Raw genomic sequence first — 26,220 nt, 5'->3', positions numbered from 1 at the left:
CAGAACGCACGGCCCCACAGGAAGGTTGAGTGGGAGACTAGGCAGATGTCCCGCCCGCTTCACACTCTCCCCAAGGCTCACCTGCACCTGCACTTCACCGGCTCGATGCGGCATCCGACGCTCATCGACCTGGCCAGGTCGCAGGGCCTGCACCTGCCCGACGCGCTGGAGGAGCACTGGCCGCCCCGGCTGCGGGCCACCGACGAGCGCGGCTGGTTCCGTTTCCAGCGCCTGTACGACATCGCGCGCTCGGTGCTGACCCGGCCCGAGCACGTCTACCGGCTGCTGCGCGAGGCCGCCGAGGACGAGGCGGCCGACGGTTCGCGCTGGCTGGAGATCCAGGTGGACCCGTCCGGCTTCCAGCAGCGCTTCGGCGGGCTGACCGCGACGCTGGAGCTCATGCTCGACGCCGCCGCGCGGGCCGCCTCACACGCCGGCATCGGCATGGCGCTGGTCGTCGGCGCCAACCGCACCCGGCATCCACTCGACGCGAACACGCTGGCCCGGCTCGCCGTACAGTACGCCGACCGGGGAGTGGTGGGCTTCGGACTGTCCAACGACGAGCGGCGCGGGTCCGCCCGCGACTTCGAGCGGGCCTTCCGCATCGCCAAGCGGGGCGGGCTGCTGTCGGTGCCCCACGGGGGCGAACTCCTCGGGCCGCGCAGCGTCGAGCAGTGTGTGTACGACCTCGACGCCGACCGGGTCGGCCACGGCGTGCGCGCGGCCGAGTCGCCCCGGCTCATGGAGCGGCTGGCCGACCGGCAGATCGCCTGCGAGGTGTGCCCGACGTCCAACGTCGGGCTCGGCGTCGCCGAGCAGGCGGCCGACGTGCCGCTGCGCCGGTTGTTCGACGCGGGGGTGCCGATCGCGCTCGGGGCCGACGACCCGCTGCTGTTCGGTTCGCGGCTGCTGCCGCAGTACGAACTGGCCCGCGCGGTGTACGGCTTCAGCGACGCCGAGATCGCCGAGCTGGCCAGGCAGTCGATCCGGGCCTCCGCCGCACCCGAGTCGGTGCGCGCCGAACTGCTGAAGGGTGTGGACGAGTGGCTGTCAACGGAGTGATTCGGCGATCCTGACGGCGTCCTCACGGTTCTTCGCGCCTTCCAGGCGGTGGCCGATGCCGTTCGCCTGCCAGATCAGGGTGCGGGTGGCGAGGCGGAGCGGGGTCCTGGTGCCGTCCTCGCGGGCGATGTGGCCGACGGGGTGCGGGTCGGCGATCCACCAGGCTTCGCCGGTGGCGAGGCGGACGGGCTGCGGCTGGTGGCGCAACTGCTTGAAGAAGACCGGGCTGAGGCCGCCGTCGAACTGGTCGAGCCGCACCCCGTCGGTCACATCGCCCCAGAACATCGACAGCACCCTCCCGTTGTCGGAGGTGAGTGTCCGGTCGGGGGTGCCGAGCACGGCCGGGGTGCGGTGCGGGAAGGTCGCCCCGGTCTTCGCGGTCGGCAGTTCCGTGGGGGTGGGGGTCGCAGTGGGCAGGTCGGTGAGCTGCAGTTCGATCCCGGCGTACTCAAGGACGCGGGAGATCGCCGCCCTGCCCTGCGGGGTCGCCGCGGTGATCGCGATCAGCACGGCCGCGATGGCCGCCACCAGCACCCAGCGCCTCCGGGTCCTTCTGGGCGGGGCCTGCGCGGTTTCCAGGCGGGCGCGTACGGCGGCGGCAGGACCCTGGCCCCCACCGGCTCGCAGGCGGGCGTGTACGGCGGCGGCCACGTCGGCCGGTGGCGGCGACGGGACGTCCAGGGCCGCGCCCAGCGCGAGAAGATCGGCCTCCAGACCCTCGTCCTTCTCAGAGGTCACGGCCCACCTCCTCTCTCAACCTCGCCAGTCCCCGATGGGTGCGGGACTTCACACTGCCCAGCGGCCAGTCCAGCACCTGGGCGGTTTCCGCTTCCGACAACTGCAAGAAGTACCGGCAGACGACGGCTTGACGTTCCCGCTCCGGTAACGACCTGACGGCCTCCAGCAGGCGGGTACGGCGGTCGGTGGCCAGCGCCGCGCCTTCCGGGTCGTCCGGTGCGGCGGCCTCGGCGGTGGCGCTCAGCCGTACGGTGAGGTCGGCTCGGCGGCCGCGTGAGCGGGTCAGGTTGTGCGTCTCGTTGGCCACGATCCGCAGCAGCCACGGTCTGAACGGCGCGTCGCGGCGGAAGGAGGCCAGGTGACGGAAGGCTTTGACGAACGCCTCCTGGACGACGTCCTCGGCTTCGTCGCCTGCGCCCAGGAGGGCGGCGGTGCGGTGCGCGAGCGCGCTGTAGCGGGCGACCAGGGTCTCGTATGCCGACAGGTCGCCGGTCAGGGAGCGGGCTATCGCCTCGTCGTCGTCCATGAACGACCCGATTCCACCGCATCCGAGCGCCCTGCGGAAGCCCCCTCGGCCCTTGGGCCCCTGGCCACTCGGCCCCTTGGATCCTCGGCCCCTTGGGTCCTCAGTCCCTTGGGTCCGTTGCCCCTTGGGTCCCTACCGGAAGGTGGCCGCGAGGAAGTCCTCCCAGGTGCCCTTGCCCACAGCGTGCTCGGGGGCGAGGTTGGCGCCCTCGCGGAAGGCTGCGGCCGCCCGTCCCGGAGTCCGCATGGGGACGATCCGGCGGTTCTTGCCCGCCGCGTCCAGGTAGTCGCGAGCCAAGTCCTCCATCTTGTGAACCTTCGGGCCGCCCAGATCGGGCACCAGACCGGCCGGGGCGCCGAGTGCCAGTTCGGCCAATCGGGCCGCGACCTCGCCCGAGTCGACCGGCTGGAACCGTACCTTCGCCCAGGTCGGCAGCACCACCGGCGTCTTCGCCAGTTGCCCGAGCACCGTCAGGCACCACTCGTGGAACTGGGTGGCGCGCAGCGTCGTCCAGGGCAGCCCCGACCCGGCCACCAGCCGCTCTGCCTCCCGCTTTGCCGCGAAATATCCGAACATCGCTCGGTCGACGCCGCTCACGACCGGAACCCGGTCGGCACCCACCACCGAGATGTACACCAGGTGGGGTGAACCCTCACGGGTCGCCGCCTGAATCAGGTTCCTGGCCTTGACATCGTCGCCCTTGGCGCTGCCCGCGCAGTGCACGATGGTCCCGACGCCCTTCACCGCCTCGTCCAGCCCGTCGCCGGTCGAGATGTCTCCGGTGACGTACTCGACACCGGGCCTGGGATCGTACCCGCCCCTTGTGAGAACGCGCACGTCACAGCCCGCCTCCAGCAGGAGCGGGACCACGCGTCGGCCGAGCGTTCCCGTGCCGCCGGTGAGCAGGATCGGGGTGTTCATGGCGGTTCTCCAATCTTCGGGATCTTTCTGCAGCTATGACGGATCCCGCCCGTGGGGTGTGACAGGGCGTGTATGTTCGGTGAGTTCCATTGCTTGGTCGGCACTAGACTCGACCAAATCCAAACCCGCTTGAGAGAACGGGACTTATGTCTTCTGGGTATGACCGTGTAGTTCAACCGGCGGCCGGCGACGAGGCCCTGGAAAACCACCTGGGTGGGGACGAGGCCAAGAACTACCGGCAGTACGAGTTCGACATGGTCGCACCGCACGTTGGACGCTCGATGCTGGAGATCGGCTCCGGCCTGGGCCACTTCGCCGAGCAGTTCTTGCCTCGCCTTGACCGGCTCGTGGTGAGCGACTTCGACCCCTACTGCGTCGAGCAGCTGCGCAAGCGCTTCGACGGCCGCGCCGACATCGACGTCCTGCACTTCGCCCTCCCGGACGCCGTGCCGATGGAGGGCCAGGTCGACACCGTCGTCCTGATGAACGTCCTGGAGCACATCGAGGCCGACTCCGAGGCCCTGCGCTCCCTGGCCAAGGTCACCAAGCCGGGCGGCCGCATCGTGATCTGGGTGCCGGGCTACATGCAGCTTTACGGGGACTTCGACCGCAAGGTCGGCCACGTCCAGCGCTACACCCCGAAGACTCTCACCCGTACGGTCGCCAAGGCCGGCCTCGACATCGACGTCATCAAGCCGATCAACTTCCTGGGCGGCATCGCCTGGTGGGCCGCCGTCCGCAGAGGCGGAGTCGGCTACCCGGACCCCCGCCTGGTCAAGATCTACGACCGCACGGTCGTCCCGGCCACGCGCCTGATCGAACGCTTCATCCGCCCCCCATTCGGCCAAACGGTCTTCTGCGTAGCCCGCGTCCCCCGAACCTAAAGGGCCTACGGAGCCTCAAAGGCAAGGTCCTCCGTAAGGGCGCGCTTCGCGCGAAGCGCTCCGGGCAGCCTACGAGCCTCAAAGGCGTGGTCTTCCGCAAGGGCGCGCTTCGCGCGAGGGGCTCCAGGCAGCGCCCACCTGGGGGGCGGGGAAGATCCCCCCGGACCCCCCTTCAACTGCGAGGTCCTCGCTCTGTCGCGCTCGGGCTCCCCACATCGGGGCTTTCGCCCCAAACCCCGAGCAGGGCCTCCCGGCCCCTGCACCCCGAGCCTCGACCGTGGCACGGAGGGCAATCCTGACGCCCCACAGGAGCGAGAAAGCGCCGTACCTGGAAAGAACCGGCCGGGGAGTCGGTGCCGTGCCATGGGCGCGGCGTCTGGCCACCCGCAGAAACGTCTGCGCTTCGTAGCCGCTCAGCAGTGCGCTTCGTCCCTTTCCGGACGCCCCGTGTTCCTGCGGACGGCCAGGGCCGCCGCCAGCACCGCCGCCAGGAAGTACGCCGCGCCGTTCACCCACAGCGCCAGCTGCACCCCCTGCTGCGGTGTGGCGGCCGCCGCGACCAGTCCACCCAGCAGGGCCACGCTGACGCTGTTTCCGATCTGCCGCGCGGTGTTGTTCAATCCCGAGGTCAGACCCGCCGGTTCCCCTGGGGCGGCTGCAGCGACGCAGGCCACGAGCGCGGACATGCCCGCGCCCACGCCGATGCCGCAGATCGTCAACGCGAGGACCATGACGGCGGTGTCCCCGGCGGACCAGGCCAGCCACCAGGTGGCGATCGCGGCTACAGCGGCGCCGGTGATCGCCACCACCGGGCCGCCCCAGCGAGCGCAGAGGCGTCCGGCCGAGGAACTGGCCAGCCCGTGGGCGGCGAACAATGGGACGATCCGCATGCCCGCGGCGGTCGCCGACCCGTGGTCCACCTGCAGGACATACATGCTGATCAGGAACAGCAGGCCCATGGTGCCGAAGCTGACCATCGCCGCGGCCAGGTTGGCGCAGACGAACGGCCGGGACCCGAACAGCCGCAGGGGCACCAGAGGATCGGCGGACCGGGACTCCGCGATGACGAACGCCACGGCCAGTACGGCGGCGGCGGACAGGCACCCGAGAGCCGACGGGGCGGTCCAGCCGCTGCTCGCGCCGCTGGCCACGCCCAGCGTGAGCGTGGCCAGCGCGGCGAGGGCCAGCAACTGGCCGGGCCAGTCCATGCGGCGCGGCGATCCGTACGATTCACGTACCACGCGACGGCTGATCGCGATGCCCGCCAGCGCCACCGGGAAGTTCATCCAGAACACCCAGCGCCAGCCGAGGCCGTCCACGATCAGGCCGCCCAGAGGAGGCCCGATCGCAAGGGAGATACCGGCCACCGCTCCCCACCAGCCGATCGCCCGGGGACGATCCTCGGCGGAGAACCAGTCGAGGAGCACGGCGAGTGAGTTGACCAGCACCGCCGCCGCGGCGACGCCCTGCACGGCCCGCAGTCCGATGAGCCAGCCAACGTCCGGGGCCATCGCGCAGCCCGCGGACGTCACGGCGAAGAGCGCCAGGCCGGCCAAGTACATCCGCCTGCGTCCGAGGCGGTCTCCGATGACTCCGAAGCCCAGGAGGCACGACGCGAACGTGACCAGGTAGGAATCGACGACCCAGGTGACCGTGGCAGTAGGGGATAGGAAGTCGGTTTTCACCGCGCCGAGGGCCACGTTGATGATGGTCGAGTCCAGTTGGGTCATGAACATGCCCGCGCAGACCGCTGCCAGTACGGCGCGGTCCTGCCTTGTTCGTCTTCGTCGTGATGCTTCACTCACGACAGGTAAGTGCCCTGGTCGCCCGGGCGACCCACCTGCGGGGACCGTAAAGAGCGTCCGGGCCGGGCCGGCGCGGACGCCTGACTCCGGTCGGGCACCCACCCGGTCCGGTGGTCACCGGGTAGTTCCTGGATTGGCTGAACAACGAGCCATCAGTCATTCATGTACGGGTCCGGACTTCCGGCGGGGCAAAAGGCCTCGGCCAGAAGGAGATCAAGGTCAGGATCCGGAGGATGAAACAGGACGATCCCCGGGAAGATTACGCGGGTATCCACAGGTGAAATGCGCCTGACGGAAAGCATGCATATTCATATCTCCGAGCCGCTAGGAACCGCGAGGATGAGTGACACTGTGGGCAGCGCTGAAGAGGCAGTGGCGTACATCTACAACTCGGCGGTTGCCGCATCCGCCCTCAGCGCCGCCTGGGATCTCGGCATGCTGGACGAACTGCATGACCGAGGGGAGATCGACGCACCGGATTTCGCGGCCCGGCGGCAACTCGACCCGCGGTCGACGGTCGGGCTGCTACGTGCCCTGGCCGCGGTCGGCATCGTGCACCGCGACGGCACGAAGGCCGTGCCCGCCGCGTATTTCGCCGAAGCGTACCGGACACGCGCCTTTTTTCACTGGCTGATGCGCGGCAGCGCCCAGCTCTTCCGGGAGATACCGGAAGTGATGATGGAGAAGAATCGGCACGGCGAATTCTGCCGGCGGGATTCATCCGCGATCGCGCGAGCCTGCCGGGAGATCAGCGCGCTCACCTACGACCCATGGTTCTGGCAGGCGGTCGAGAATCTGGAGTTCAAGCCTCGTCGCATCGTGGATCTGGGATGCGGCAGCGGTGAACGCATCCTGCGGTTGCTGCGCCGGTTTCCCGAGACTCACGGTATCGGCATCGATATAGCCGCCGCCGCTATCAAGGACGCCGCGGACGATGCGGACACGGCCGACCTCGCCGCCCGCGTCTCGTTTCTTGAGGCGGATGTGCGGACCATGCAAAGCCGCGAGACGTTCGACGATGTCGAACTGATCACGTGTTTCATGATGGGGCACGACTTCTGGCCCCGCGATGACTGCATCGGCCAACTCCGGAGAATCCGCGCGCTGTTTCCCAACGCCCGGCGCTTTCTGCTCGGCGACGCCACTCGCTCTGCTGTGACACACGATCGGAAGTTCCGCACGTTCACTCTCGGGTTCGAACTCGCCCACGACCTGATGGGGAAGTTCCTCCCGACCGTTCCCGACTGGGAGTCGGTCTTCGGTGAGGGCGGCTGGTCGGTACGGAGGCGGCACTTCATCGACCTCGCGGTAGGCGAAGTGATCTTCGAACTCGATCCCGCGTGACAGCTCGATCCCCACGTGACAGACCGTGCCCGCGTGACGGCACCGTCGTCATGTTGTCGACTTGCAGCGGTTGATGGGTCTGGCGATCTTTGTGTGGTGCCGTCACGAACAGTGCGGTCGCCGTGACGGCCGGTCATCATCTCTGCGAACGCCTTGACATGACCGTGCAGGGTGTCCTGGTGCGGGCAGGCAACCAGCACCTCCTTCAGCTGGAGCTGTTCGTCGGCGGACCTGAACGTCCCGCAGGGAGGGACGTCGGCGACGGTTGCTGAAAGTTTGCCGCCCGGATTGTGATAGCGGAGACAGGACGAGGAACGCTGGAGGCGAGGCCACGGAGATCCTGCTGGGGGCTGTCGCAGGTCGGAACTGTCCCTTCCTAGCAGGCGACCGGTTGGCGAAGGGCGCCCGGCGACAGGAAGGTCCGTATGAAGATCGTGGTGGTGGGCGGGACCGGGCTCATCGGGTCGAAACTCGTGGCCAAGCTGAGTGAGCACGGCCACGAGGCGGCGGCAGCGGCGCCGAGCACCGGTGTGGACACTCTCACCGGCAAAGGGCTGGCCGAGGCGCTGGAGGGCGCGCAGGTGGTGATCGACGTGTCGAACTCCCCCTCCTTCGAGGAGTCCGCCGTACGGGAGTTCTTCGAGACCTCCACCCGCAACCAGCTCGCCGCGGAGGCGGCGTCCGGCGTCGGCCACCATGTCGCGCTGTCGGTGGTGGGAACGGAGCGTCCGCCCGGGAACGCCTACTTCCGGGCGAAGATCGCTCAGGAGCGGCTGATCGAGCAGTCGTCGATCCCGTTCTCGCTCGTGCACGCGACCCAGTTCTTCGAGTTCGTCCGGAGAATCGCCAACGACGCCACGGAAAACGACACGGTGCGGATGGCGCCCGTGCTCTTCCAGCCCATCGCGGGAGATGACGTCGCGCAGGCGATCGGCAGAGTCGCGGTGGGGACGCCGTTGAACGGCCGAGTCGAGGTTGCCGGGCCCGAACAGTTCAGGATGGACGAGTTCTTCCGCGACGCGCTGGCCTCCTGGGGTGATCCGCGAGAGGTGGTCACCGACCCGCACGCGCACTACTTCGGAGCCGAGCTGCTGGAGCGGTCGCTGGTGCCGCGCGACGACGCCACCCTCGGCCGGATCCGCTACCGGGACTGGCACGACCGAAACCCCGCAGGCAAGTAGCGCGCCGCCACACCGGCACCTCCTTGAGACTGGCGGGGCTCCGGTGCTCAGTTCGCGTACTCGAGGCCCGTCTGACGCTCGGCGGTGACCTCCAGGCCGACCACGCCCTCACGCGCAGGTATGACCTTGAAGACGATCCAGTCGCCGCCCACCTGATCTGCGGCCAGCGGTTCGACCGTGTACCCGCCCTCATGGACCACGACGCGACGGAACTCCGCGCTCAGGCCGCGCTTGCCGACCTCGCCCAGCACATCGTCGACGGTCCGGCCGCTCACCTTGACGCCGGCCAGCGGCTCTCCGGGACGGGTGGCCGGCTGGTGGTTGTTCTCGTAGGATTCCCCCGGCTTGGCTGGCCTGCCCAGCTCAAAGTGCACCGCATCGGGCGTGCCCTTGATCGCCGCCGGGACGGTCACCACCATGAAGCAGCCGCTGCCGGTCAGATCGCAGTCCGCCGGCTCCTTGCGGGCCCCGATGGGCACGTTGACCGGGGTGATGCCGCCACCCAGGCTCACGATCTCGCCGACCGCGCTGGGTGAGACCGGGATCACCCTGAGCTCGACGTTGAGGCCGAGGGAACGGAACGCCTCGGAGAACTTCCGCTCGTCCGCGTAGGGGTTCTTGATCCGGGCGACGTAGGTGTCGGCCTCCTCGTGGATCTCCACTGCGGAGTTGGCGTAGGAGGTCGCGACGCCGCCGAGCAGGCTCGGCCCGAGGACGACGCCGAGAGCGAGGACAGCGGAGGCGGCGAGCCCGAGCAGCGCGCGACGCCCTAGGCCACGCCTGCGCGGGCGTCGTAGGAGCACCGCCTCCGTCGTCGTGTTCCGCTCCTGGGCGATGATGTCGGCGAACAGCGCCTGCGCGCGGGCGCCGCCAACACGCCCGCCTGGTTCGTCTGGGCTGATCCGGGCCAACGGCCTCAGGAGTTCGTTGATCTCGTCGCTGTCTCTCATAGTGATCTCCCCGTGGAAACGACCGCGTCGGTCGGCGTGAATCGAACGTCGGCTGCTTCGAGCGCCCGGGACAGGCGTCTGCGCGCGCGGTGGAGCCGGATACGGACGGCGTTGCGGGAGAGCCCCAGCATCGTGGCGATCTCCCTGCGGTCCAGGCCCTCCCACGCGAGCAGCGCGAGCAGCTCGCGGTCGTCCTCGGGAAGCGTCGCGAACGCCTGGGCGATCGCGTTCCTCTCGACGCTGTGGTCGGCGAGATCGCCGTAGAGGTCGGCCATCTCCGCGTCGAGGTCCCGGTGCCGCGCCTGGCGCCGCAGCGCGCTGCGGCGGTGGTCGGCCAGCACGTTGCGGGCCACTCCGTAGACCCAGAGCCTCGCTTGCGCGCCCGGGGGCAGTTCGTCGATCTTGCGCCAGACGATGACGAAGGTCTCGGCGACCACGTCGGCCGCGTCCTGCGGCGAGTCGCAGCGACGTCCGGCGTAGGCGGTGATCTGGTCGTAGGTCGCCCGGTAGACCGCTTCGAACCTGTGAGTGTCATCTGACACAGGCGGTTCCCATCGTGACGTCCTTCGCTTCCGGTATTGGTACGAACGCTCTCTTCATGGGTGGATGCGCCCGGATCATTTCGCCCGGAACCGGAGAATCTCGTGTGGCCTCGCCGCTCTCCTGTCCAGAGTGGCTCTTGGAGCTTGCGCCTCAAACCCCCAAGCAGGGCCTCCCGGCCCCTCCCCGAGCCTTGGCGTGGCACGGAGGGCAATCCTGGCGCCCCACAGAGGCGAGGAATGCTCCTCAACATCGCTGGGTCGTGGCACTGCTCGGTGTGACGTGGACTGGGCGAGAAATCACCTTCCGCAGCCTCGCCAGCCTCCACCTCGCCGGAACCCTCGTCACCTTTCTTGGGACCACGGCGTACCTCTGGTTTCCGGCAAATGAGTACATGCCAGGCGGGATCGATCGGACGCGACCAGGGTTGTGTCCCTGCGGTTATCAGAGAAGGCCCTTCCTCCGCCAGACATGCGGCCGTATGGTCTGACCGGGCAGAGCGAAACGAGGAGGCCACCGTGGGTAAGCACGGCGACAAGAAGTGACCACCGACCCCACCGGCCGCATGCTCGCCGCAATCACCGAGCGCCGAGGGCGGCCGGTCCCGCCAAAGATCGAGCAGGCGTTCCGCGCGGTTCCCCGGCAGTCCTTCGTCCCACCGCAGGGCCTCATCTCGGGCACGGGTGGTGAGCGGATCCTGATCGATAGGGACACCCACCCCGACGAGTGGCTGGAGGCGGTCGCCTCCAACGACTTCATCGTCACCCAGGTGGCCGACGGCGCCGCCTCCCTGCGCGACGGGAAGGGTACCTTCAGCTCGTCCAACAGCGCTCCCAGCACGGTCACCACCCTGCTGGACCTGCTCGACCCTGAGGCGGGACACCGCGTGCTGGAGATCGGCACAGGCACGGGGTGGACGGCCGCGCTGCTGTCCCACCTCGTCGGCGCGGGCGGCGGCGTCATCTCGATCGAGGTGGACCCGCACGTAGCTGAGCAGGCGGCCAAGAACCTCGCGGACGCGCCCGTGCGGCTCGTCGTCGCAGACGGTGCGGACGGGTGGCCGGACGGGGCGCCGTACGACCGGGTGCACGTCACCTGCGCGGTACGGTCCATCCCCTACGCCTGGATCCAGCAGGCACGGCCCGGCGCGGTCATCGTGGCGCCGTACTCCACCGGGCAGGGCGACGACCAGGTGGTGCGCCTGGTTGTCATGCCGGACGGCAGCGCGCACGGCCGGTTCCCGGCGCGCACCTCGTACATGCTGATGCGCGGCCACCGGACCGTCTACCCACCCAAACCGGACAACGCACCGCTGCACAGCCGGACCACCCGCGTGGACCCCCGGATGATCGCCGAGGCGCCGCAGGGCGCCCTGTTGGCCATGGCGTCCGCCACCGGATTGCACTTCGACACCCAGCCGAGGCCGGACCACGTGATCGTGTGGGCCCTCGATCCGGACGACCCGGGTCAGCGGGCCAGGGCGGTGTGGACACCGGGCACCGACGAGTACCCGGTCGTCCAGGTCGGCGACCGGCCGGTGTGGGACGAAGCCGTGGCCGCCTACTTCCAGTGGGTTGGCTGGGGCGAGCCCGGCCGCGACCGGTTCGGCATGACCGTCACCGCAGATCGACAGGAGATCTGGCTGGACTCACCCGAACGGGTGATCAGTCCACCATGATGGCGGTCCGCCGCCGTTTGATGTACCGGCGTCAACGCGTCGGCCATCTGTCCAGGATGAGCACGTCCATCAGCGGCGCGGCAGGCCAGCCCGGCCGAAGACGGCCCATCTGACGCCATCCCCACCGGGTGTAGGCGGCGTAGGCTCTGGTGTTGTCCGGCCGGACAAGCAGGGTAGCTCGTTCCTCCGTGCGGGTTCGCAGAAGTTCGTCGTGCAGGGCGCGGGCGAAGCCGCGCCCGGTGAAGGCCCGCCGCACCATGATCTCCGAGAGGGCGAAGGTGCGAGTGCCGGACTCGATGGTGAAACCCGGCTCGGGCTCGGACTCCAGTCCCGACCACCATCTACTTCGAGCATCCAGAGCCCACCCCCATGCCTGTCCGACAGCGGAAACGCCTCCTTTGCCGGGCAGGTGACCGAATACCAGGTCAAAGCCCTGCCTGGCGGTGTAGGCGTCGAACCGATCCATGAACGCCCGATCAGCGGCGAACTCCTCCCCAGTGGTGATGCGCTCGGCGTAGGCGTCGCGATGGATATCGGCCACCAGACCGCGGTGGGTACGTGCGCCGACGGCGTTCACCCGTTGGAAGGTCACCTCGTCGATCACGTCGGCTCCTCCTCAGATCGTGTGAGCGCGAGGGTCGCATGGTCGAGGGGCTGATGGAACTCTGCCGCGATGCCTTCGCAGCCGAGCTGTCGTACTGGCCGAAGTTCGTTGAGTACTCGAAGGGAGCCGATCTGCCCTCCAACCTCGACCATGATCTGCACGCCTACGTCTCGCCGAGGACAGCCGCCCCGGCGGCCTCGCCGGGGCGGATCCGGTAAGAGGTCATGCTTGTGCATCCGAGACGCTGCCAGATGGAAGTGCCAGCACTTGCTGGTACTCCATCGCGGCGGTTTGCTCCCTCTTCGACTGCAACGTCCTGGGCGCGGCAGTCAGGACGGCCTCGGCGTCGAAGCGGACGAAGATCGTACGATCATGCTCAGGCAGTTCGGCGACGGCGGCGCGCGCAAGGTCGAGCCCGGCCACGATGTCACCGTTCCGTACCTGTTGCACTGCCTGGTGAAGTCGCATCTGGGTTCGGCCTCGGATGTTGCCCACGGGGTAGGTCGCCAGTGCCGCTTGCCGGGCTTCGTCGTCATCCGGCATGCCAGTGCCGTGGATGGTGGCGAAGGAGCGGGTGTGCATCATCCGCTCCTCAGGAAAGCCCCATGCGGAGTCGTGGTCACCGCTGACGCTGTCCGGTAGTCGCTTGAACTCACGGGCTTGCTCTCGCAGAGCGATCAGGGAACCCTGCACGTTACCCTGCATCGCACGAATCTGCGCCTGCATGGAGAGCGCCTTGACGACACCGGCGCAGGGCGCTCCCTGTGCTGCGGCGAGTGCTTCGTCCGTGTGGTTCAGCAGCACTTGGACCGGCCGATGTTCATAGAGGCCCTGGACGGTTTGCTGGGCCAGGAAGAAGGCCAGGAGCTGCCCGTCGCCGCTCCTCTCAGCGGCTTCGCGGGCCTTGGCCCACCAGCCGCGGGACTCGCGACGATGGCCAGCGGACCCAAGAGCCCTCGCCATGAGGCAGAGCAATTGTGCGTTGACGCGCTGCCACGGGGCAGCGAGGGAGCTTGCGCCCAGTCGGGAGAGGTTCTGCTGAAAGTCGATGATGTCTTGTGCGAGGTCCTGTACCAGGTCGGGTATCGGCTGGGTGTGGAGGGCGAGGGAGCGTTCCCAGACGACTTCTTCCCAGTCTTGGACGCGGTCCGGTCCCATCAGATGGCGCAGGGTGCCGAGCGGAGGGAGTACAGCTGTGGTACCGAGCGCAGCGAGGCTTGCGAGGATTTGGCGTCGGACATACTCCATATCCATAGCATGCCCCGTGTCCGCTTTGGGGCTAACGCGCGCAGCCCGGTCAATTTCAGCGGCCATGTCCCTCAATGCGATGAGTAGACCGTTCGCACCGTAGAGATCGTCGATGCGGCGCATGGCGTCCGAGGGAATGTGCCGCGTTGCGGCCTCCCATTTGGCCAGATTAGAGGGGTCGTCGCCGGTTTGTGCATAGACCGCTGGGCGGCTGAGTTGGCGCATCTCCCGGATGCGCCGCATCTCTGAACCCAGGCGATGCCAGGCGTTTTGGACCGGGTCCACATCAGGAGAGCCCGTATTCATATTCGAACTCCTGTATTGGTTCACCGTGGTCGTTTGGTCAATGCAGATGACCGTACCGACCGCCTACAGTGCCTTTCCTCAAGACCTCATGATGGCATTACCGACTTGCGACTGCACGTAATCGGAAGAACACGCATCTGCATTGATCCAACCCGAATGCGAGGCTCGATGACGCTTTGCCGCCCGGGCCGCGCCCAGGTCACATCGATGATCTCCGTACCGCCTTCGGATCCGAAGGCCCCAAGACCTCCCTCCAGGTGAGGCGCAGCCGCCTGAGCCGAGACGGCGAGCGGAACTGCGCCTGACCACCCGCACAGCCGAGTCCTCCGCGACACGACGGCTGCGCGGGCGTCCGGGCTGTGCCAGCCCTGCCCTCTTGGAGCGGTGGGCCCGGACACGGTCGCCACGGCCGCGCGCAGGCGTCACCAGCCGCGCGGCCGTGGCGACCACCAACAGAACGGCCCGGATACCCGGGCCTGGCACACAAGTCGGGCTCGCCGCACACAGTTTGGTAGCGGCGTGCGGCGAGCCCTTGATCAGGAATCGAGGTCCTGACCCATGACCAAACTATCCACAGTCCGACCTCCCCACCAGAGCGTGTCCACGGCCGAGACGGTCATCGCCCTTGATGCGGCGCTGGACCCGACAAGGCCCAACGCCTCCCGCCTGTACAACTACCTGCTGCTCGGCAAGGACCACCGCACGCCCGACCGGGATCTCGCCGAGAGCCTGAAGTTCCGGCTGCCCGGCCTGGCCTACGCCGCGCAAGCCTGCCGCTACTTCGCCCTGGAGGCCGTGGAGGCGGCGGCTAGGTCCGGCTGCGGCCTGGTCGTGGACCTCAAGTGCGGATACCCCCTCGGGGAGACCGTCCACGAGACGGCTCTCAAGGCGAACCCGGACGCCCACGTCCTGTATGTGGACCATGACCTGGTGGTCGCCGCCCACGCACGGGCCCTGCTCGCGGGCGGCCCCGCCGTCGAAGTGATGCGGGCCGACGTACGCCACGACCTCGGCAGCATTCTCGAACACCCCTACATCCGCGCACGGATCGACCTCGCCGAGCCCGTCGCCGTCGTGATGACCGGGCTCGCCGAGTTCCTCACCGACGACGAACTGACCACCGTGCTCAACACCCTGGCCGACACGCTGCCGCCGGACAGCAAGCTCGTCCTCACCCACGTGGACCCCGGCGTCCTCCCGAAGCGGGCGATCCAGGCGGCCACCGCCGAGTGCGCGGAGGCGGGGATCCTGGTGAGGTTCCGGCCCGCGCGGAAGGTCCGGGACCTGGTCAGCGGCCGGTGGAGCTGGGACGAACTGCCGTCCGACTCCATCCACCACCTGTTCCTCGACGAAGCCACCACGTTCGTCGGCGGCGTCGCCACCCTCCTCCCACCCGGGAACGACCGGTGAGCGGCCCCGGCCCGGCACCCGATCCCGCCCTGGACCGTCCACTGCCGGAACCCGCCCAGCGGAGACCCAGGTGCGGCGAGGCCCACTGCCCCGCTCCCGTCGGTCCGAGACCCGTCACCGTGACGTGGGAGTTCGAAGCCGACTGGTGGCGCCGCCGTTTCGGAAAGACGCCCCGGGTGCTCCGCCACACCTGCCTCTGCCAACCAGTCAGCTACGAAGAACTCACCTCCGGCGGCGTGTACCGCATCCGCCGTACCATCGTCGCCAACACCGGCCTCCTCCACTACCTGAGCCCCCAGACCACACAACGAGGGGCGGACGAACTGTGGGAGCTGATCATGCACGGAACCGCAATATGAGTGTCGCTTCCCCGCAGGAGGGCCGCTCACTGCTTCAGTTTCAATCGCTTCTTCGACGTACCCGGGAACACGACGACCAGGTGTTCCTCCCCTTCGTCGCCGAGCCGCACGTAGACGCGCACCCGGTAGCGGCCCTTCCCGGCGATCGCCAGGTTCGGCATCGGGGCGCCCGCTCCGACGTCCCCTCCATCCATCTCCGGTACGGCGAGCCGACCGGTGGGGCTGACGACCGGCACCTCGGTCACCTGCTGCCACCCGGCCATCCGTAGTGGCGGCGCGGAGCGGAAGGCTTTCACCGTCAGGCACAGATCGATGACGTCCTCGATGTGCCCGACGAGCACCGCGCTGCCCGACACCCCGATCTGGGCGCTGTCGTCGAAGACCCTGTCCATCGCCCGCTCCACCGCCTTCTCGGAGGCTTTGTCTCCGGGGTCGTGGACCAGGTAGCCGTGGTCGCCGTCGGCGAACAGGAAGTATTTGGCCGTGGCCTGGACGACACCCTTCGTCCGAGGCCACGGGTCGCGGCACTTCGCGTTCTCCTCGGCGATGTAGGCGGCGCTGGCCGCCGCCTCCTCAGCGGTCGAGAGCAGCAACTCGGGCTGGCTCAGGCCGATGATCTCCGGGCAGACGTAGACGAGGTCCCACGGGTCCATGCCCCCGTCGGGCCGCTCGCTCCCGGCCCGCTTCAGAATCGCCGCCTGCTCGCCGGGGTCCTTCGCACGGCACAGCGCCCGCCCGTGCGCGAGGATCGTCTGGTCCGGCAGGCTGTCGGGGAACAGGGGCGAGCGTCCGCCCTCGGTGCTCCGCGCCCGGCACAAGAACGCGGCATCGCGTTCCTCGGGTTTCAGGTCACCGTAGTTGGGCCGGTGGTAGCAGCCCAGCGACCGGCCGGTGTAGGTGAAGTGCGGGGTCTGCTCCGGGTGGATCATCGTCATGACCGGCAGTACGACCACGGCCGCCACCGCGAGGCGGATCACGCGTTGTCGCGCGGGCGGAAGGCCGGCCGGACGGTCCCCTTCGGCCAGTTCACGGGCGGTCGCCGCGATCCACACGGTGCCCACGAACGCCATCATGTCCATTATGACCGGCATTACCATATTGCCGCTGGAGTAGATACCGTCGACCGGGATCATCACCACGATGACACCGGCCGATGACCATCCGGCGACCTGGGTGCCTCGGCTCCACCGGCCGTCGCGCCGCTGCCCGACGACCGTGAGAACGGTCGCTACCACTGCGCTCAAGGTGAAGCCCAGTCCGACGATGCGGCCCGCTTGAAACGCCGGGAGGTCGAGCACGGCGAGCAGATAGTTGGCCATCGAGACCAGTTCGACCGCGAACATCGCTCCGGCCGCCGCGCGCAACACGCGGGAGCGCCAGCGGATGATGAGCAGGTAGAGAACGTCGATCGAGGTCCACAGCACGAGGGGGAGTGCCGCGCCGACCGCGTCGGGGAGCAGCCCGATCAGATACCACGGCACGAGGCTGTACACCACCGCCACATACAGCAGGAGGCGCAGCGCCTTCGTCCGGCGGTCCAGCGGTCCCCGAATGGGGGTACGCAGGATCAACCACAGGAACGTGGCCTTCATCAGGGCGGCCACGAGCAGTGCCGCAGTCGTCCGAGTGTCGAAGCCGTCGCGCCCGTAGAATTCCTCGAAGGGCGGCGGCGACCATTCGACGGCCGCCCAGAGCCAGGCGTCGCCGAGCACCAAGCCCGCGACCGCTGCCGCAAGAAGCAGGCTCGGTAATCCGATCCTGATAATCCGCCATAAATTATCCGAAAGCACGGGACGCGATCTTAGTGCCTTTTCCAAGATCGACCGACCGATCCGACACCTCGATAAATAGCCTGTTCAGGCCCCTCTATCGGCGCATCACGCATGCGACCACAGATGACGTCAAATCGTCGTGAGTTCGTGATGATCCATCACGAGAAGCAGGGTCGGTTGAGTTCCGATCTTCGCAATGTGCGGGAATCGCGTCGTATAGCCGGATCCGCTGTCGGGGTTTGGCGGCTTTCGGTGGCAAGTTGAGCCCCGAACGGAAGTTGTTCTCCTTTGAGGAAACGGAGGCATTCAGCGCTGGCGGTCGAACCGATGCCCGCTACCGGCGCGCTCGGTCTACGGCCGGCTCCGGTCGGCTGGACGAAGGCTGCGCTGCCTGGGCCGTGTCATCAGACGTTCCGCTCGCGGCGATGATCGGACGAGAGAGGGCAGGCATGTGAAGATGGCTGTACTTGACCAAGATTGGAGCTGAGATGGGCATACGTGCGGAAGTGGAGTGGGTGGACTGCCGGGAGAGGTTTCCAAGGGACGGGATACCTGTGGCCGCCGCGATCACCGGCCGTTTCGCCTCCGACGATGCGGACGAGCGCGATCCAGACGCTGGGCTGGAATTCTGGCTGGTGAGGCCGATGTACTTCACTACCCTCCACTTCGATGAGGACGAGCGTAAGTACCACGATTGCTTCGTCGATTCGGACGGTGTCGTCCGGCTGCCTTACGCCCGAGGGGGCGACAATCCGCAGGACGATGACGAGCTGATCACTCACTGGGCCTATCTGCCCACCTTGCCGGATACGACTGTGGATTACCTGACGGGAGAGGACGCGAAGACCGCTCGCGCGAACGCTCTGGGTAAGTAGGCATAACGGAAACAGATCGCCGTCGCCCTGGCCACGCTTGCCGCTACAACGCACTCACGACAGCGGACGGCATCGGCGGTCGGCCGACAGGTGGACTGTGCCGGCCAGCCCGCCCCGAGAACGCCCCAGCCCGGCCGCTTCTTCCAGCGCTGCGGCCAATCCCCGTGATCTCGACTCCGTACAGACTCAAAGCGCCGCCAATTCCCGCCACTCGGCCAGCGGCATCTCGCCGGGCCGGGCGGTGAGCACCTGTAGGCATACGTGGTCGGCGCCCGCGTCGAAGTGTGCGCGTACTCGCTGCTCGATGGCCCCCATGTCCCCGTATGCCACGATCGCGTCCACCAGCCTCGGCCCCACCTGAGCGATCTCGTCCTCACCGAACCCGAGCCGACGCAGGCTGGCGACCTGGTGCGGAGCCCCTCCGGCGTAGAAGCCGACGTGCTCCCTGGCCACTTCGCGGGCCCGGCTCACGTCCGTGTCGAGCACCACGGCCTGCTCGACCGCCAGCAGCGCGTCCGGCCCCATGGCCTCCCGGGCGCGCGCGGTGTGCTCCACGGGCACGAAGTACGGGTGCGCCCCCAGCGTGCGCTCGGCCGCCAGCGCGAGCATCTTCGGCCCGAGCGCCGCCAGCACCCTCCTCGGCGGGTACGGCGAAGCCGCCGAACCCAGCGGAATCGCATCCATCGCCGCCAAATAGGCGCTCATGGAGGCCACGGCCTTGCCCTTGCTGGGAATGGAGTAGCCGTCCATCTCGATCGGCCCGTCGCTGACCCGATGCCCGCCGAGGCCGAGCACGTACCGGCCCGGGTACGCCTCGTTGATCGCCCGTTCGGCGGCGGCCATGGTGATCGGGTCGCGCAGCGCGATGTTGGCGATGCCCGCCGCCACCGTCATCCGCCGGGTGGCCGACAGCAGCAGCCACGACTGGCTCACCGAGTCCCGCCCGAACCCCTCGCCGAACCACAGCGTGCCGTACCCCAGTTCCTCGATCTCGGCCGCCGCGTCGCGCACCCGCGCCGCAGGCCGGCCGTCGAAGGCGAAGGTCCAGATGCCGATCCTGCCGAGACCGTTGTCCGTCATGATGCCCCTCACTACCCGGAGAACCTCTCCGGATAGTGCGGGACTATAATCGGAGAAGTTCTCCGTTTCAACCCCGGCCCGGAGGTTCCCGTGACGATGCGCGCCGACGCCCGCCGCAACCGCGACCTGCTCGTGGCGGCGGCCATCGCGGTGGTCGCCGAGGAAGGTCCCGACGCGTCGCTGAACGAGATCGCCCGCCGCGCCGGCGTCGGACCCGGCACCCTCTATCGGCACTTCCCCACCCGCGACGTGCTGCTCGCCGCCGTCTTCCAGGGGCGTCTGTCCAGATTGTGCGAGCAGTCGGAGGAACTGGCCGAGTCGAGGCCGTCCGGCGAGGCGCTGCTCGCCTGGCTACGGCTGCTGACCACCCACGCCATGACCGACAAGGGGCTGGGCGCCCGGATGATGCGCCCCACGGCCACGGCCGGCGTCGACTGCTGGGCCATGCTCCGCGCCGCCGCCGACCGCCTTCTCCTTCCCGCCCAGCGGGACGGCTTCATACGGGCCGATGTCGACTTCACCGACCTGGCCGAGCTCACGACCGGCATCGCCCAGGCCGCCTCCGACCCGGCCCGCGCCGACCGCCTCCTCACCCTGACCCTGGACGGCCTCCGCACCCACCACCCGACCTCGGCGCCCGGTCGAGACGCGTGAACGATCCACCCGGACGAGCGGGAAAGAGGTGACACAAGTCGTGACGGAGTTGTGCGACCTCGCGCGGGAGGCGGTCAAGCACGACCGGCAGTTGTACTGCCGTGTGTTGCTCTGACCTCCGCCGCCTTCGGCGCGGAAGTGTGGGCGGACAGCAGGACCAGGGCGTCCGCCGAGGGTGAACCCGGTGTCGCCGTATAGATCTCCAGGCGGTTGTCGGGGCTGTCGGGCTGGAGCCAGACCTGGTAGTCGACGTCCAGATCGCCGACCGTCGGATGGTGCAGCCGCTTGGTTCCGGCGGTGCAGTCCTCGACCTGGCCGCGTGCCCAGATCGCGGCGAACTCGGGGCTGCGCATGACGAGTTCGCCGATGAGCTCGGCCAGGCGCGCGTCGCCGGGGTGGCGGCCGGAGACCAGCCGCAGGTAGGCGACGTGGGTGCGGGCCTGCTCGGCCCAGTTGCGGTGCAGTTCGCGCACGTGCGGGTCGAGGAAGAACAGCCTCGACATGGACGGACGACGGGCAGGATCGGCGGGAGCGTCCACGTCGAGGTGCGGGGCCAGAAGCGCGTGCCCGGCGCCGTTCCAGGCGAGGACGTCGTTGCGCCGTCCGAGGATCAGCGCGGGTGTCCGCTCGTCGAGCGCGTCCAACAGCGCGAGCACCCTCGGATGCGGACGTTCTGGCCGGGGGCGGGTGAGCGCGCTCCTGCCGGGATGGCGGGCGAGGTTGTGCAGATGGGTGCGCTCCGCCTCGTCCAGCGCCAGGACGCGCGCGATGGCGTCGAGCACCTGCGGCGACGCCGCCCCTGCCTGGTCCTGTTCGAGGCGCGTGTAGTAGCCGAGGCTGACGCCCGCGAGCTGCGCCAGCTCCTCGCGGCGCAGGCCGGGGACGCGCCGAAGGGTGCCGAACGTCCGCAACCCTGCCCGTTGTGGGGTCATCCGGTCGCGGCGGCTCTTGAGAAAGGCACCGAAACTATCGCGTTCCATGCCTTCAACGGTATGGTCCCGCTCCCGTGTCCGGCTGTCCCTGTCAGGTGTACCCATGGCAGGGGGCTGGGTGGCCGCGCCCGCGCCGTACACGGTGTCGTGGTGTGAAAGTCTCTGAAACGCGGAACGCGGGCTGGGCGCTGCTCGCACTCACCGTCAGCGCGTTCGCCATCGGCACCACCGAGTTCATGACCAATGGGCTGCTGCTGACCCTGGCCGACGAGTTCGACGTCGAAGTCGCCGTCGCCGGTCTGCTCGCCACCGGCTACGCGGCGGGCATCGTCGTCGGCGGGCCGGTGCTCGCCGCTGCCACGCTCCGGATCCGGCGCAAGCGGCTGCTGCTCCTGCTGCTGGCGGTCTTCCTCGCCGGGAACCTCGTTTGCGCCTTCGCCCCCTCCTTCACCGTGCTCATGATCGGCCGGTTCGTGTCGGCGTTCAGCCACGGGGCGTACTTCGGCGTCGCGTCCGTCGTCGCCGCGTCGCTCGTCCCCACGCGCAGCCGCGCCGCCGCCATCGCGTTCGTCTTCACCGGGGTGACGCTCGCGAACGTGCTCGGCATGCCTCTCGGCACGTTCGTCGGCCAGCACGCCGGTTGGCGTGCCGCGTTCGGGCTGGTCATCCTGCTCGGCTTGCTCGGCCTCGTCGGCATCGCGGTGCTCATTCCATCCGGTACGCACCAGCCGCCCACGACGCTGCGGAACGAACTGGCGGCCCTCCGCTCGCGGAAACTGTGGGTGGCGTTGGCGACGACGGCCATCGGCTTCGGCGGGCTGTTCTCTTCGTTCACCTACATCGCGCCGCTGCTGACCGAGGTGACCGGATTCCCGGCCTCCGCCCTGACCTGGCTGCTGATGGTGTATGGCGTCGGCCTCGTCGTCGGGAACTGGTCCGCCGGACGGTTCACAGAGCGGTATCCGTCCGGAATCATCACCTTCTTTCTTGCGGTGCTCATCCTCGCCCTGGTCGCGCAGGCGCTCTTCGCCCATGACCCGGCGGTGACGGTCGTGGTGCTGTTCGTCGTGGGCTGTGCGGGCTTCGGGCTGATCCCGCCCCTGCAGAACCGGGTGCTGTCCATCGCCGCTGAGGGGGCGACGCTGGTCTCGACGGCCAACATCGCCGCCTTCAACACCGGCGCCACCCTCGGCAGCCTTCTCGGCGCGGCCTCGCTGGAGGTCACCGGCGGCTACGTCGCCCCCAGCTACGCCGGAGCCGCCATGAGCCTGGTCGGACTCGTCGTCTTCACGATGAGCCTGCGTGTCCGGGGACGGCGATCGCCGTCCCCCGACTGCTCTCATCTGGTCCAGCGGTGATAGGCGGCCATGTCCACGTTGCCGCCGCACACGATGGTGATCACGTGCCGGTCGGCGAAGCGGTCACGGTCTTCGAGGATCGCGGCGATGCCGAGCGCGGCCGACGGTTCGACGACGAGCCCGGCATGGTCGAGAAGCATCCGCATACCGGCGACGATCGACTCCTCCCTGACCAGGACGGCGTCGTCGGCGACCAGAAGAAGGTCGTCCAGAACGGCCGGGATGGGAAACCGGCCCGCGACGCCGTCGGCGATGGTGTCGGTCGAGTCGGTGGTGACGACGCTCCGCTGCCGCCACGAGAGTGTCATCGCCGGGGCGCCCAGCGGCTGGACGCAGATCACCTCGACGCCGGGCGCCAGGCTCTTGAGCACATGACCCACCCCGGTGGCCAGCGCACCGCCACCGAGGGCGATCAGGACGGCGTCGTACGGCGGGACGGCGTCCACCAGTTCCAGGCCGATGGTCGCCGCGCCCTCGCAGGTATCAAGGTCCAGGCTGTCCTCGACCAGCCGGATGCCGTCGTGCCGCGCGATGTCCGCCGCCCGTTCGCGGGCCAGGTCGAAGTCGCCGTCGACCAGTTCCAGCCGGGCGCCCAGCGTACGGATGCGATCGAGTTTGGCCGCAGGCGCGAACCGGGAGGCCACGACCGTGACGTCCAGCCCCCGGCCGCGTCCTGACCAGGCGAGGGCTTGGCCGAGGTTGCCCGCGCTGGCGCACACCACCGCCCGCGAACCCTGCTCGGCGAGCAGGCTCGCGACCATCTCGGTGCCGCGTCCTTTGAAGCTGCGGACCGGGTTCGCGGTTTCGAGCTTGATGCTCACCGCGCACCCGAGCTCGGGCTCCAGCGCGTCGCAGCGGTACAGCGGTGTGTCGAGGAACACCGGATCGATCAGCCGGCGGGCCGCCCGGATCCGGGCGGTGTCGAGGCGCGTCTCCTGCATGGCCCGGCAGTGTAGAAGATCCCCTCTCTCGACTCTCGTCCGGTCCACCGCCGAGAAGAGCCCCTCATCGACCCGTGTCCGGGTCCATGGAGTCGCCGGTGATGTACAGGTTCATGTCGTCGTAGTCGAAGGTGATGGCGAACGGCTTGAAGAAGTCGTGGGTGAAGTTGGCGATCGTGTCGAACTTCATCCCGGCTCCCACCCTGGGGTTCTCCTCCGCCCACCCCGTGACCCGCCGCCGCGTCGCCCTGCCGAGGCTGAGCCGCTCGGGCGCGATGCGGTGCCCCACCCCGCCCTTCCACGGCTCGGGCGGGCCCATCTCGATCCCGGCGCGTTCGGCGAAGGCGACGGAGGTGCCGATCCCCCGGCCGGGGCCGCCGGTGTCGAAGGTGACGACCCGGGGCCCGAAGTCGTCGAGCGAGCCGAGCGTGCACGGGAAGTGGTCCTTCGCCAGCCACAGCGGCAGGGTCTCGCCCTTGAGCCGGGCCACCTCGGCACGGACCGCACGCCGGTTGGCGGCGGTTCTGCGACGCATGACGAACTGCCGGTGGCCGTAATCCATGGTGGTCAGGAAATGGTAGAAGTGCACGGTGCCGATCGTGCCCTCCGCCTCGGTGCCGTCGGGCAGGTTCGGACGGTCGGCCTCGTTCCAGTGGACGGGCGCGTTGCGGACTTCCAGGTCGCCGATGCGCACCGACCTGGCGATGCCGTAGTACATCTTGAACTGCTGCCCGTCTGCCCTTCCCGTGCTCTCGGAGATCACCTCCAGCCCGGCCTCTTTCGCCAGTCGCATGCTGAGCCCGGCCGTCGTCGCCCCCGTGTCGAGCAGGAAGGTCCTCGGCGCCGTGCCGTTGACGGAGATCTCCATGTGCGGCAGGGGTTCGAGCCCGAGAAAGGGGATCCGGGTGGACTGCGGCCCGTGCACCTGCCACGGGGTGCCCTGGATCGTCTCGTACAGCTTGGCGTGGGCGAGATCGGTCTGCGACCCGGTCAGCTCGCCGCGCCTGCGCAGCCAGGGTACGGCCGCCGCCAGCCTGTCCTGGCGGACGAAGCAGTCCGCGAGCTGGTAGAGGGAGAATTCGTCGTCGGGCTTCAGGGCGACGGCCCGCCTGAGGAATCTCTCGGCGTCGGCGAACCGGTTGGACAGCAGCGCGATGTAGCCGATCTGCGCGGCGGCGTGCGCGTTGTCGGCGTTCTCCTTGAGCAGGCGCCGGTATCCGTGTTCGGCGCGCTTGAAGTGGCCGTCCTTGAAAAGCTTGTCGGGGTCGCCGGCGGACGGCGACGCGGCATGCGCGCCGCCCGTGTCGAGCAGCGGCAGTGCCACGCCCACCCCCGCGGCCAGTCCCAAAAATCGGCGTCGGTTGAGTCCCGAGGAATTGCGCACAGTCGGCTCCTGAGGTCATGGCGATCCCAGCAGCGCGGTCGCAGCGGAATCCGCCACCTGCCCCGCGTCTGGTAATCAACCTTGTCGTCGGACCTGAGCCAGGAAATCCACTCCGTTGTTAACTCCCGGTAAGTCTCGCGGAGGTACATCACACTCCGACTGAAACAGTCGTTGGGCGAAAGAACCGCGTGAAATAAATCAGCCAGCGGATATCCAGCGGACGTAGTGAGGCACAATTCAGCCCCACCACGTCCGAGGCGCAACGAGTCAGCGGTGGGTGAGTTCCGAGAGGGTGCGCCAGCCGTAGGTGACGGTCAGGGTGAGGAGTGCCACGCCCGACAGCACTCCGCTGACGAACGGCACCCAGGCCGGCGAGCCCGCCAGCACCATCAGGATCCCGGCGACGCCGAGCATGGCCAGGACGGTCCCCGGTACGGCGATGCTCCACGTCTTCCAAGCCGGTGCCAGCGCGATGAAGTGCACGCCGACCACCAGCGCCACCCAGCCGACGTTCATCTCCGCGGGCTGGTCGAGCGCCCTGAGCACCTGGAGGCCGCCGAAGAGCAGGATCACCTCGGCCACGACGACGAGCACGTATCCCCGGTTGACCATGGTGCGCCCCTCCGGCGTCCCGGGGTTGCGGCGCTCCTCGCGGGCCGCCTTGAACCACATGGCCAGCACGCTCGCCGCCGCCACGCAGGCGAGCACCCGGAGCACGCCCACGACCGGCCCGGCCAACGGGCTCTGGGCGTTGACGAGGACGAAGATCGCGCCGCCCACCGCGCCCACCAGCAATCCACTCAATCGTCGCATGTCAGTCATTGAAGCCCCGGCGGCATCGCGTCCGCAGGGGGGCTGGAGCGAGGTCCGGGTAGAGCTGGCCCTACCTCGCCGCCCCGCGCAGGTAGGCGAGCACCGCCAGCACGCGCCGGTTGTCGTCCTCGGTCGCGGGCAGGTCGAGCTTGGCGAAGATGCTCGCCACGTGTTTGCCCACGGCCGCCTCGGTGATCGACAGGGCGCGGGCGACGGCGTTGTTGGAGCGTCCCTCGGCGATGAGGGCCAGCACCTCGCGCTCGCGCGGGCTCAGTCGCGGGGACGGCGCGGCGATCTCCCGCGCCCTGGACCACGTCTGCTCGAACAGGTCGGCGAGGGCGGCGATCAGCCCCTGCTGCCTGACCATCAACGCGCCGGGCGCCAGGGCGACCGGGGTGATCCGTACGAACGCCACCGTCCGGTCGAACAGCAGCAACTGCTGGATCGGCTCGTCGATCATCCGGTGCAGGTCTCCGGCGGCGTGCAGTTCCCTGATCCGGGCGAGCTTGCGCGGGTCGTCGAGGAGGCCCGCCTGGACGACGGTGCGCATCGTCATGCCGCGTTCCAGGGCGTCGAGCACCCTGCGCCTGCTGTGCTGCTCCTGCCTGCCGGTCCCGGTCGGTCCGACCGGGTGCATGGCACGCAGTTCGGTCGCCGACCGTACGGCTCGGGCGATCTGCTCGTTGACCTGGTCCCTGTCTTCCAGCCGCTCGACCTCCACGGGGATGCCCCGCAGTTCGCCGACGACCTCTTCCAGCCGCCGGGCGATCCGGGCCAGCGACGCGCTCTCGTCCACAGGTGAGATTGTCGCCGGTGCAACCTCCGGACGGGCAGAGCCCATCAGTGTGGCGTGAA

26 protein-coding genes are annotated in these 26,220 nt (G+C 68.8%); 11 read left to right on the top strand and 15 right to left on the bottom strand.

The features are described 5' to 3' along the window. The first annotated feature begins 45 nt into the window (after positions 1-45). Entirely contained in the window at positions 46-1,062 is a 1,017-nt protein-coding gene (locus ABD120_RS32255) for an adenosine deaminase (RefSeq protein ID WP_343954003.1), read from the top strand. Here ABD120_RS32255 and ABD120_RS32250 read toward each other — a convergent pair. From ABD120_RS32250 to ABD120_RS32240, 3 genes are all read right to left on the bottom strand, one after another. Then, positions 1,051-1,800 (bottom strand): hypothetical protein, encoded by a 750-nt coding sequence (locus ABD120_RS32250; RefSeq protein WP_343954002.1) that lies wholly within the window; start codon positions 1,798-1,800, stop codon positions 1,051-1,053. The two genes, ABD120_RS32255 and ABD120_RS32250, sit on opposite strands and share 12 nt — an antisense overlap. Then, a complete protein-coding gene (locus ABD120_RS32245) occupies positions 1,790-2,326 on the bottom strand; it encodes an RNA polymerase sigma factor (protein ID WP_343954000.1) in 537 nt (178 codons plus the stop codon). Before ABD120_RS32245 ends, ABD120_RS32250 begins: the two co-directional genes overlap by 11 nt. Before the next feature lie 132 nt (positions 2,327-2,458). Then, a complete protein-coding gene (locus ABD120_RS32240) occupies positions 2,459-3,247 on the bottom strand; it encodes an SDR family oxidoreductase (RefSeq protein ID WP_343953999.1) in 789 nt (262 codons plus the stop codon). 146 nt (positions 3,248-3,393) lie between these two features. Here ABD120_RS32240 and ABD120_RS32235 point away from each other — a divergent pair, with 146 nt between their 5' ends. Further along, positions 3,394-4,131, top strand: coding sequence for a class I SAM-dependent methyltransferase (locus tag ABD120_RS32235; RefSeq protein ID WP_343953998.1), 738 nt, complete (start codon positions 3,394-3,396; stop codon positions 4,129-4,131). 413 nt (positions 4,132-4,544) lie between these two features. Here the strand turns inward: ABD120_RS32235 and ABD120_RS32230 are convergent, their stop codons facing one another. After that, entirely contained in the window at positions 4,545-5,867 is a 1,323-nt protein-coding gene (locus tag ABD120_RS32230) for an MFS transporter (protein WP_343953997.1), read from the bottom strand. A gap of 351 nt (positions 5,868-6,218) precedes the next feature. Here ABD120_RS32230 and ABD120_RS32225 point away from each other — a divergent pair, with 351 nt between their 5' ends. Together ABD120_RS32225 and ABD120_RS32220 are read left to right on the top strand one after the other, a co-directional pair. After that, a complete protein-coding gene (locus ABD120_RS32225; RefSeq protein WP_343953996.1) occupies positions 6,219-7,280 on the top strand; it encodes a methyltransferase domain-containing protein in 1,062 nt (353 codons plus the stop codon). A gap of 425 nt (positions 7,281-7,705) precedes the next feature. Further along, positions 7,706-8,461 carry an SDR family oxidoreductase gene (locus tag ABD120_RS32220; protein WP_343953995.1) on the top strand — a complete coding sequence of 252 codons (756 nt, stop codon included), beginning with the start codon at positions 7,706-7,708 and terminating at the stop codon, positions 8,459-8,461. A gap of 47 nt (positions 8,462-8,508) precedes the next feature. On the opposite strand, the gene ABD120_RS32215 is transcribed toward ABD120_RS32220, so the two are convergent. After that, positions 8,509-9,411: a hypothetical protein gene (locus ABD120_RS32215; protein ID WP_343953994.1), complete on the bottom strand. Its 903-nt coding sequence runs from the start codon at positions 9,409-9,411 to the stop codon at positions 8,509-8,511. Beyond that, the gene (locus tag ABD120_RS32210) at positions 9,408-9,953 is read right to left on the bottom strand and encodes an RNA polymerase sigma factor (RefSeq protein ID WP_343953993.1); all 546 of its coding nucleotides are present in this window, start codon (positions 9,951-9,953) and stop codon (positions 9,408-9,410) included. The genes ABD120_RS32215 and ABD120_RS32210 overlap by 4 nt, the downstream gene beginning before the upstream one ends. 539 nt (positions 9,954-10,492) lie before the next feature. On the opposite strand from ABD120_RS32210, the gene ABD120_RS32205 reads away from it, so the two are divergent. Continuing rightward, positions 10,493-11,629 carry a methyltransferase domain-containing protein gene (locus ABD120_RS32205; RefSeq protein ID WP_343953992.1) on the top strand — a complete coding sequence of 379 codons (1,137 nt, stop codon included), beginning with the start codon at positions 10,493-10,495 and terminating at the stop codon, positions 11,627-11,629. A gap of 31 nt (positions 11,630-11,660) precedes the next feature. On the opposite strand, the gene ABD120_RS32200 is transcribed toward ABD120_RS32205, so the two are convergent. Further along, positions 11,661-12,233, bottom strand: coding sequence for a GNAT family N-acetyltransferase (locus ABD120_RS32200; protein WP_343953991.1), 573 nt, complete (start codon positions 12,231-12,233; stop codon positions 11,661-11,663). Positions 12,234-12,271: 38 nt separating this feature from the next. On the opposite strand from ABD120_RS32200, the gene ABD120_RS32195 reads away from it, so the two are divergent. Further along, positions 12,272-12,451, top strand: coding sequence for a hypothetical protein (locus tag ABD120_RS32195; protein ID WP_343953990.1), 180 nt, complete (start codon positions 12,272-12,274; stop codon positions 12,449-12,451). A gap of 4 nt (positions 12,452-12,455) precedes the next feature. On the opposite strand, the gene ABD120_RS32190 is transcribed toward ABD120_RS32195, so the two are convergent. Then, positions 12,456-13,787, bottom strand: coding sequence for a helix-turn-helix domain-containing protein (locus tag ABD120_RS32190; protein WP_343953989.1), 1,332 nt, complete (start codon positions 13,785-13,787; stop codon positions 12,456-12,458). A gap of 558 nt (positions 13,788-14,345) precedes the next feature. Between ABD120_RS32190 and ABD120_RS32185 the strand changes: the two genes are divergently transcribed. Both ABD120_RS32185 and ABD120_RS32180 read left to right on the top strand, forming a co-directional pair. Continuing rightward, entirely contained in the window at positions 14,346-15,197 is an 852-nt protein-coding gene (locus tag ABD120_RS32185; protein WP_343953988.1) for an SAM-dependent methyltransferase, read from the top strand. 119 nt (positions 15,198-15,316) lie between these two features. Continuing rightward, on the top strand, positions 15,317-15,556 hold the full coding sequence (locus tag ABD120_RS32180; protein WP_343953986.1) for a hypothetical protein: 240 nt from the start codon (positions 15,317-15,319) through the stop codon (positions 15,554-15,556). A gap of 26 nt (positions 15,557-15,582) precedes the next feature. On the opposite strand, the gene ABD120_RS32175 is transcribed toward ABD120_RS32180, so the two are convergent. Further along, positions 15,583-17,373 carry a hypothetical protein gene (locus tag ABD120_RS32175; protein WP_343953985.1) on the bottom strand — a complete coding sequence of 597 codons (1,791 nt, stop codon included), beginning with the start codon at positions 17,371-17,373 and terminating at the stop codon, positions 15,583-15,585. Positions 17,374-17,816: 443 nt separating this feature from the next. Here ABD120_RS32175 and ABD120_RS32170 point away from each other — a divergent pair, with 443 nt between their 5' ends. Next, positions 17,817-18,203, top strand: a complete 387-nt coding sequence (locus ABD120_RS32170) for an AQJ64_40280 family protein (RefSeq protein WP_343954045.1) — start codon at positions 17,817-17,819, stop codon at positions 18,201-18,203. A gap of 186 nt (positions 18,204-18,389) precedes the next feature. Here ABD120_RS32170 and ABD120_RS32165 read toward each other — a convergent pair whose 3' ends face one another. Next, entirely contained in the window at positions 18,390-19,283 is an 894-nt protein-coding gene (locus tag ABD120_RS32165; protein ID WP_343953984.1) for a TIGR03620 family F420-dependent LLM class oxidoreductase, read from the bottom strand. A gap of 96 nt (positions 19,284-19,379) precedes the next feature. On the opposite strand from ABD120_RS32165, the gene ABD120_RS32160 reads away from it, so the two are divergent. Then, positions 19,380-19,937, top strand: a complete 558-nt coding sequence (locus ABD120_RS32160; RefSeq protein ID WP_343954044.1) for a TetR/AcrR family transcriptional regulator — start codon at positions 19,380-19,382, stop codon at positions 19,935-19,937. A 74-nt stretch (positions 19,938-20,011) separates the two neighbouring features. Here the strand turns inward: ABD120_RS32160 and ABD120_RS32155 are convergent, their stop codons facing one another. Further along, positions 20,012-20,917 carry a helix-turn-helix transcriptional regulator gene (locus tag ABD120_RS32155; RefSeq protein WP_343953982.1) on the bottom strand — a complete coding sequence of 302 codons (906 nt, stop codon included), beginning with the start codon at positions 20,915-20,917 and terminating at the stop codon, positions 20,012-20,014. Between the two features lie 104 nt (positions 20,918-21,021). Between ABD120_RS32155 and ABD120_RS32150 the strand changes: the two genes are divergently transcribed. Then, on the top strand, positions 21,022-22,227 hold the full coding sequence (locus ABD120_RS32150) for an MFS transporter (protein WP_343953981.1): 1,206 nt from the start codon (positions 21,022-21,024) through the stop codon (positions 22,225-22,227). Here ABD120_RS32150 and ABD120_RS32145 read toward each other — a convergent pair. From ABD120_RS32145 to ABD120_RS32130, 4 genes are all read right to left on the bottom strand, one after another. Next, positions 22,209-23,168 (bottom strand): threonine ammonia-lyase, encoded by a 960-nt coding sequence (locus ABD120_RS32145; protein WP_343953980.1) that lies wholly within the window; start codon positions 23,166-23,168, stop codon positions 22,209-22,211. The two genes, ABD120_RS32150 and ABD120_RS32145, sit on opposite strands and share 19 nt — an antisense overlap. Before the next feature lie 64 nt (positions 23,169-23,232). Beyond that, positions 23,233-24,552 carry an aspartyl protease family protein gene (locus ABD120_RS32140; RefSeq protein WP_343953979.1) on the bottom strand — a complete coding sequence of 440 codons (1,320 nt, stop codon included), beginning with the start codon at positions 24,550-24,552 and terminating at the stop codon, positions 23,233-23,235. A gap of 267 nt (positions 24,553-24,819) precedes the next feature. Continuing rightward, the gene (locus ABD120_RS32135) at positions 24,820-25,365 is read right to left on the bottom strand and encodes a hypothetical protein (RefSeq protein WP_343953978.1); all 546 of its coding nucleotides are present in this window, start codon (positions 25,363-25,365) and stop codon (positions 24,820-24,822) included. A gap of 70 nt (positions 25,366-25,435) precedes the next feature. Then, a complete protein-coding gene (locus ABD120_RS32130) occupies positions 25,436-26,161 on the bottom strand; it encodes a helix-turn-helix transcriptional regulator (protein ID WP_343953977.1) in 726 nt (241 codons plus the stop codon). Between the last annotated feature and the right edge of the window lie 59 nt (positions 26,162-26,220).

The organism is Nonomuraea longicatena, assembly GCF_039525605.1.
Taxonomy (GTDB): domain Bacteria; phylum Actinomycetota; class Actinomycetes; order Streptosporangiales; family Streptosporangiaceae; genus Nonomuraea; species Nonomuraea longicatena.
This window is presented reverse-complemented; position numbering and strand designations above follow the sequence as displayed.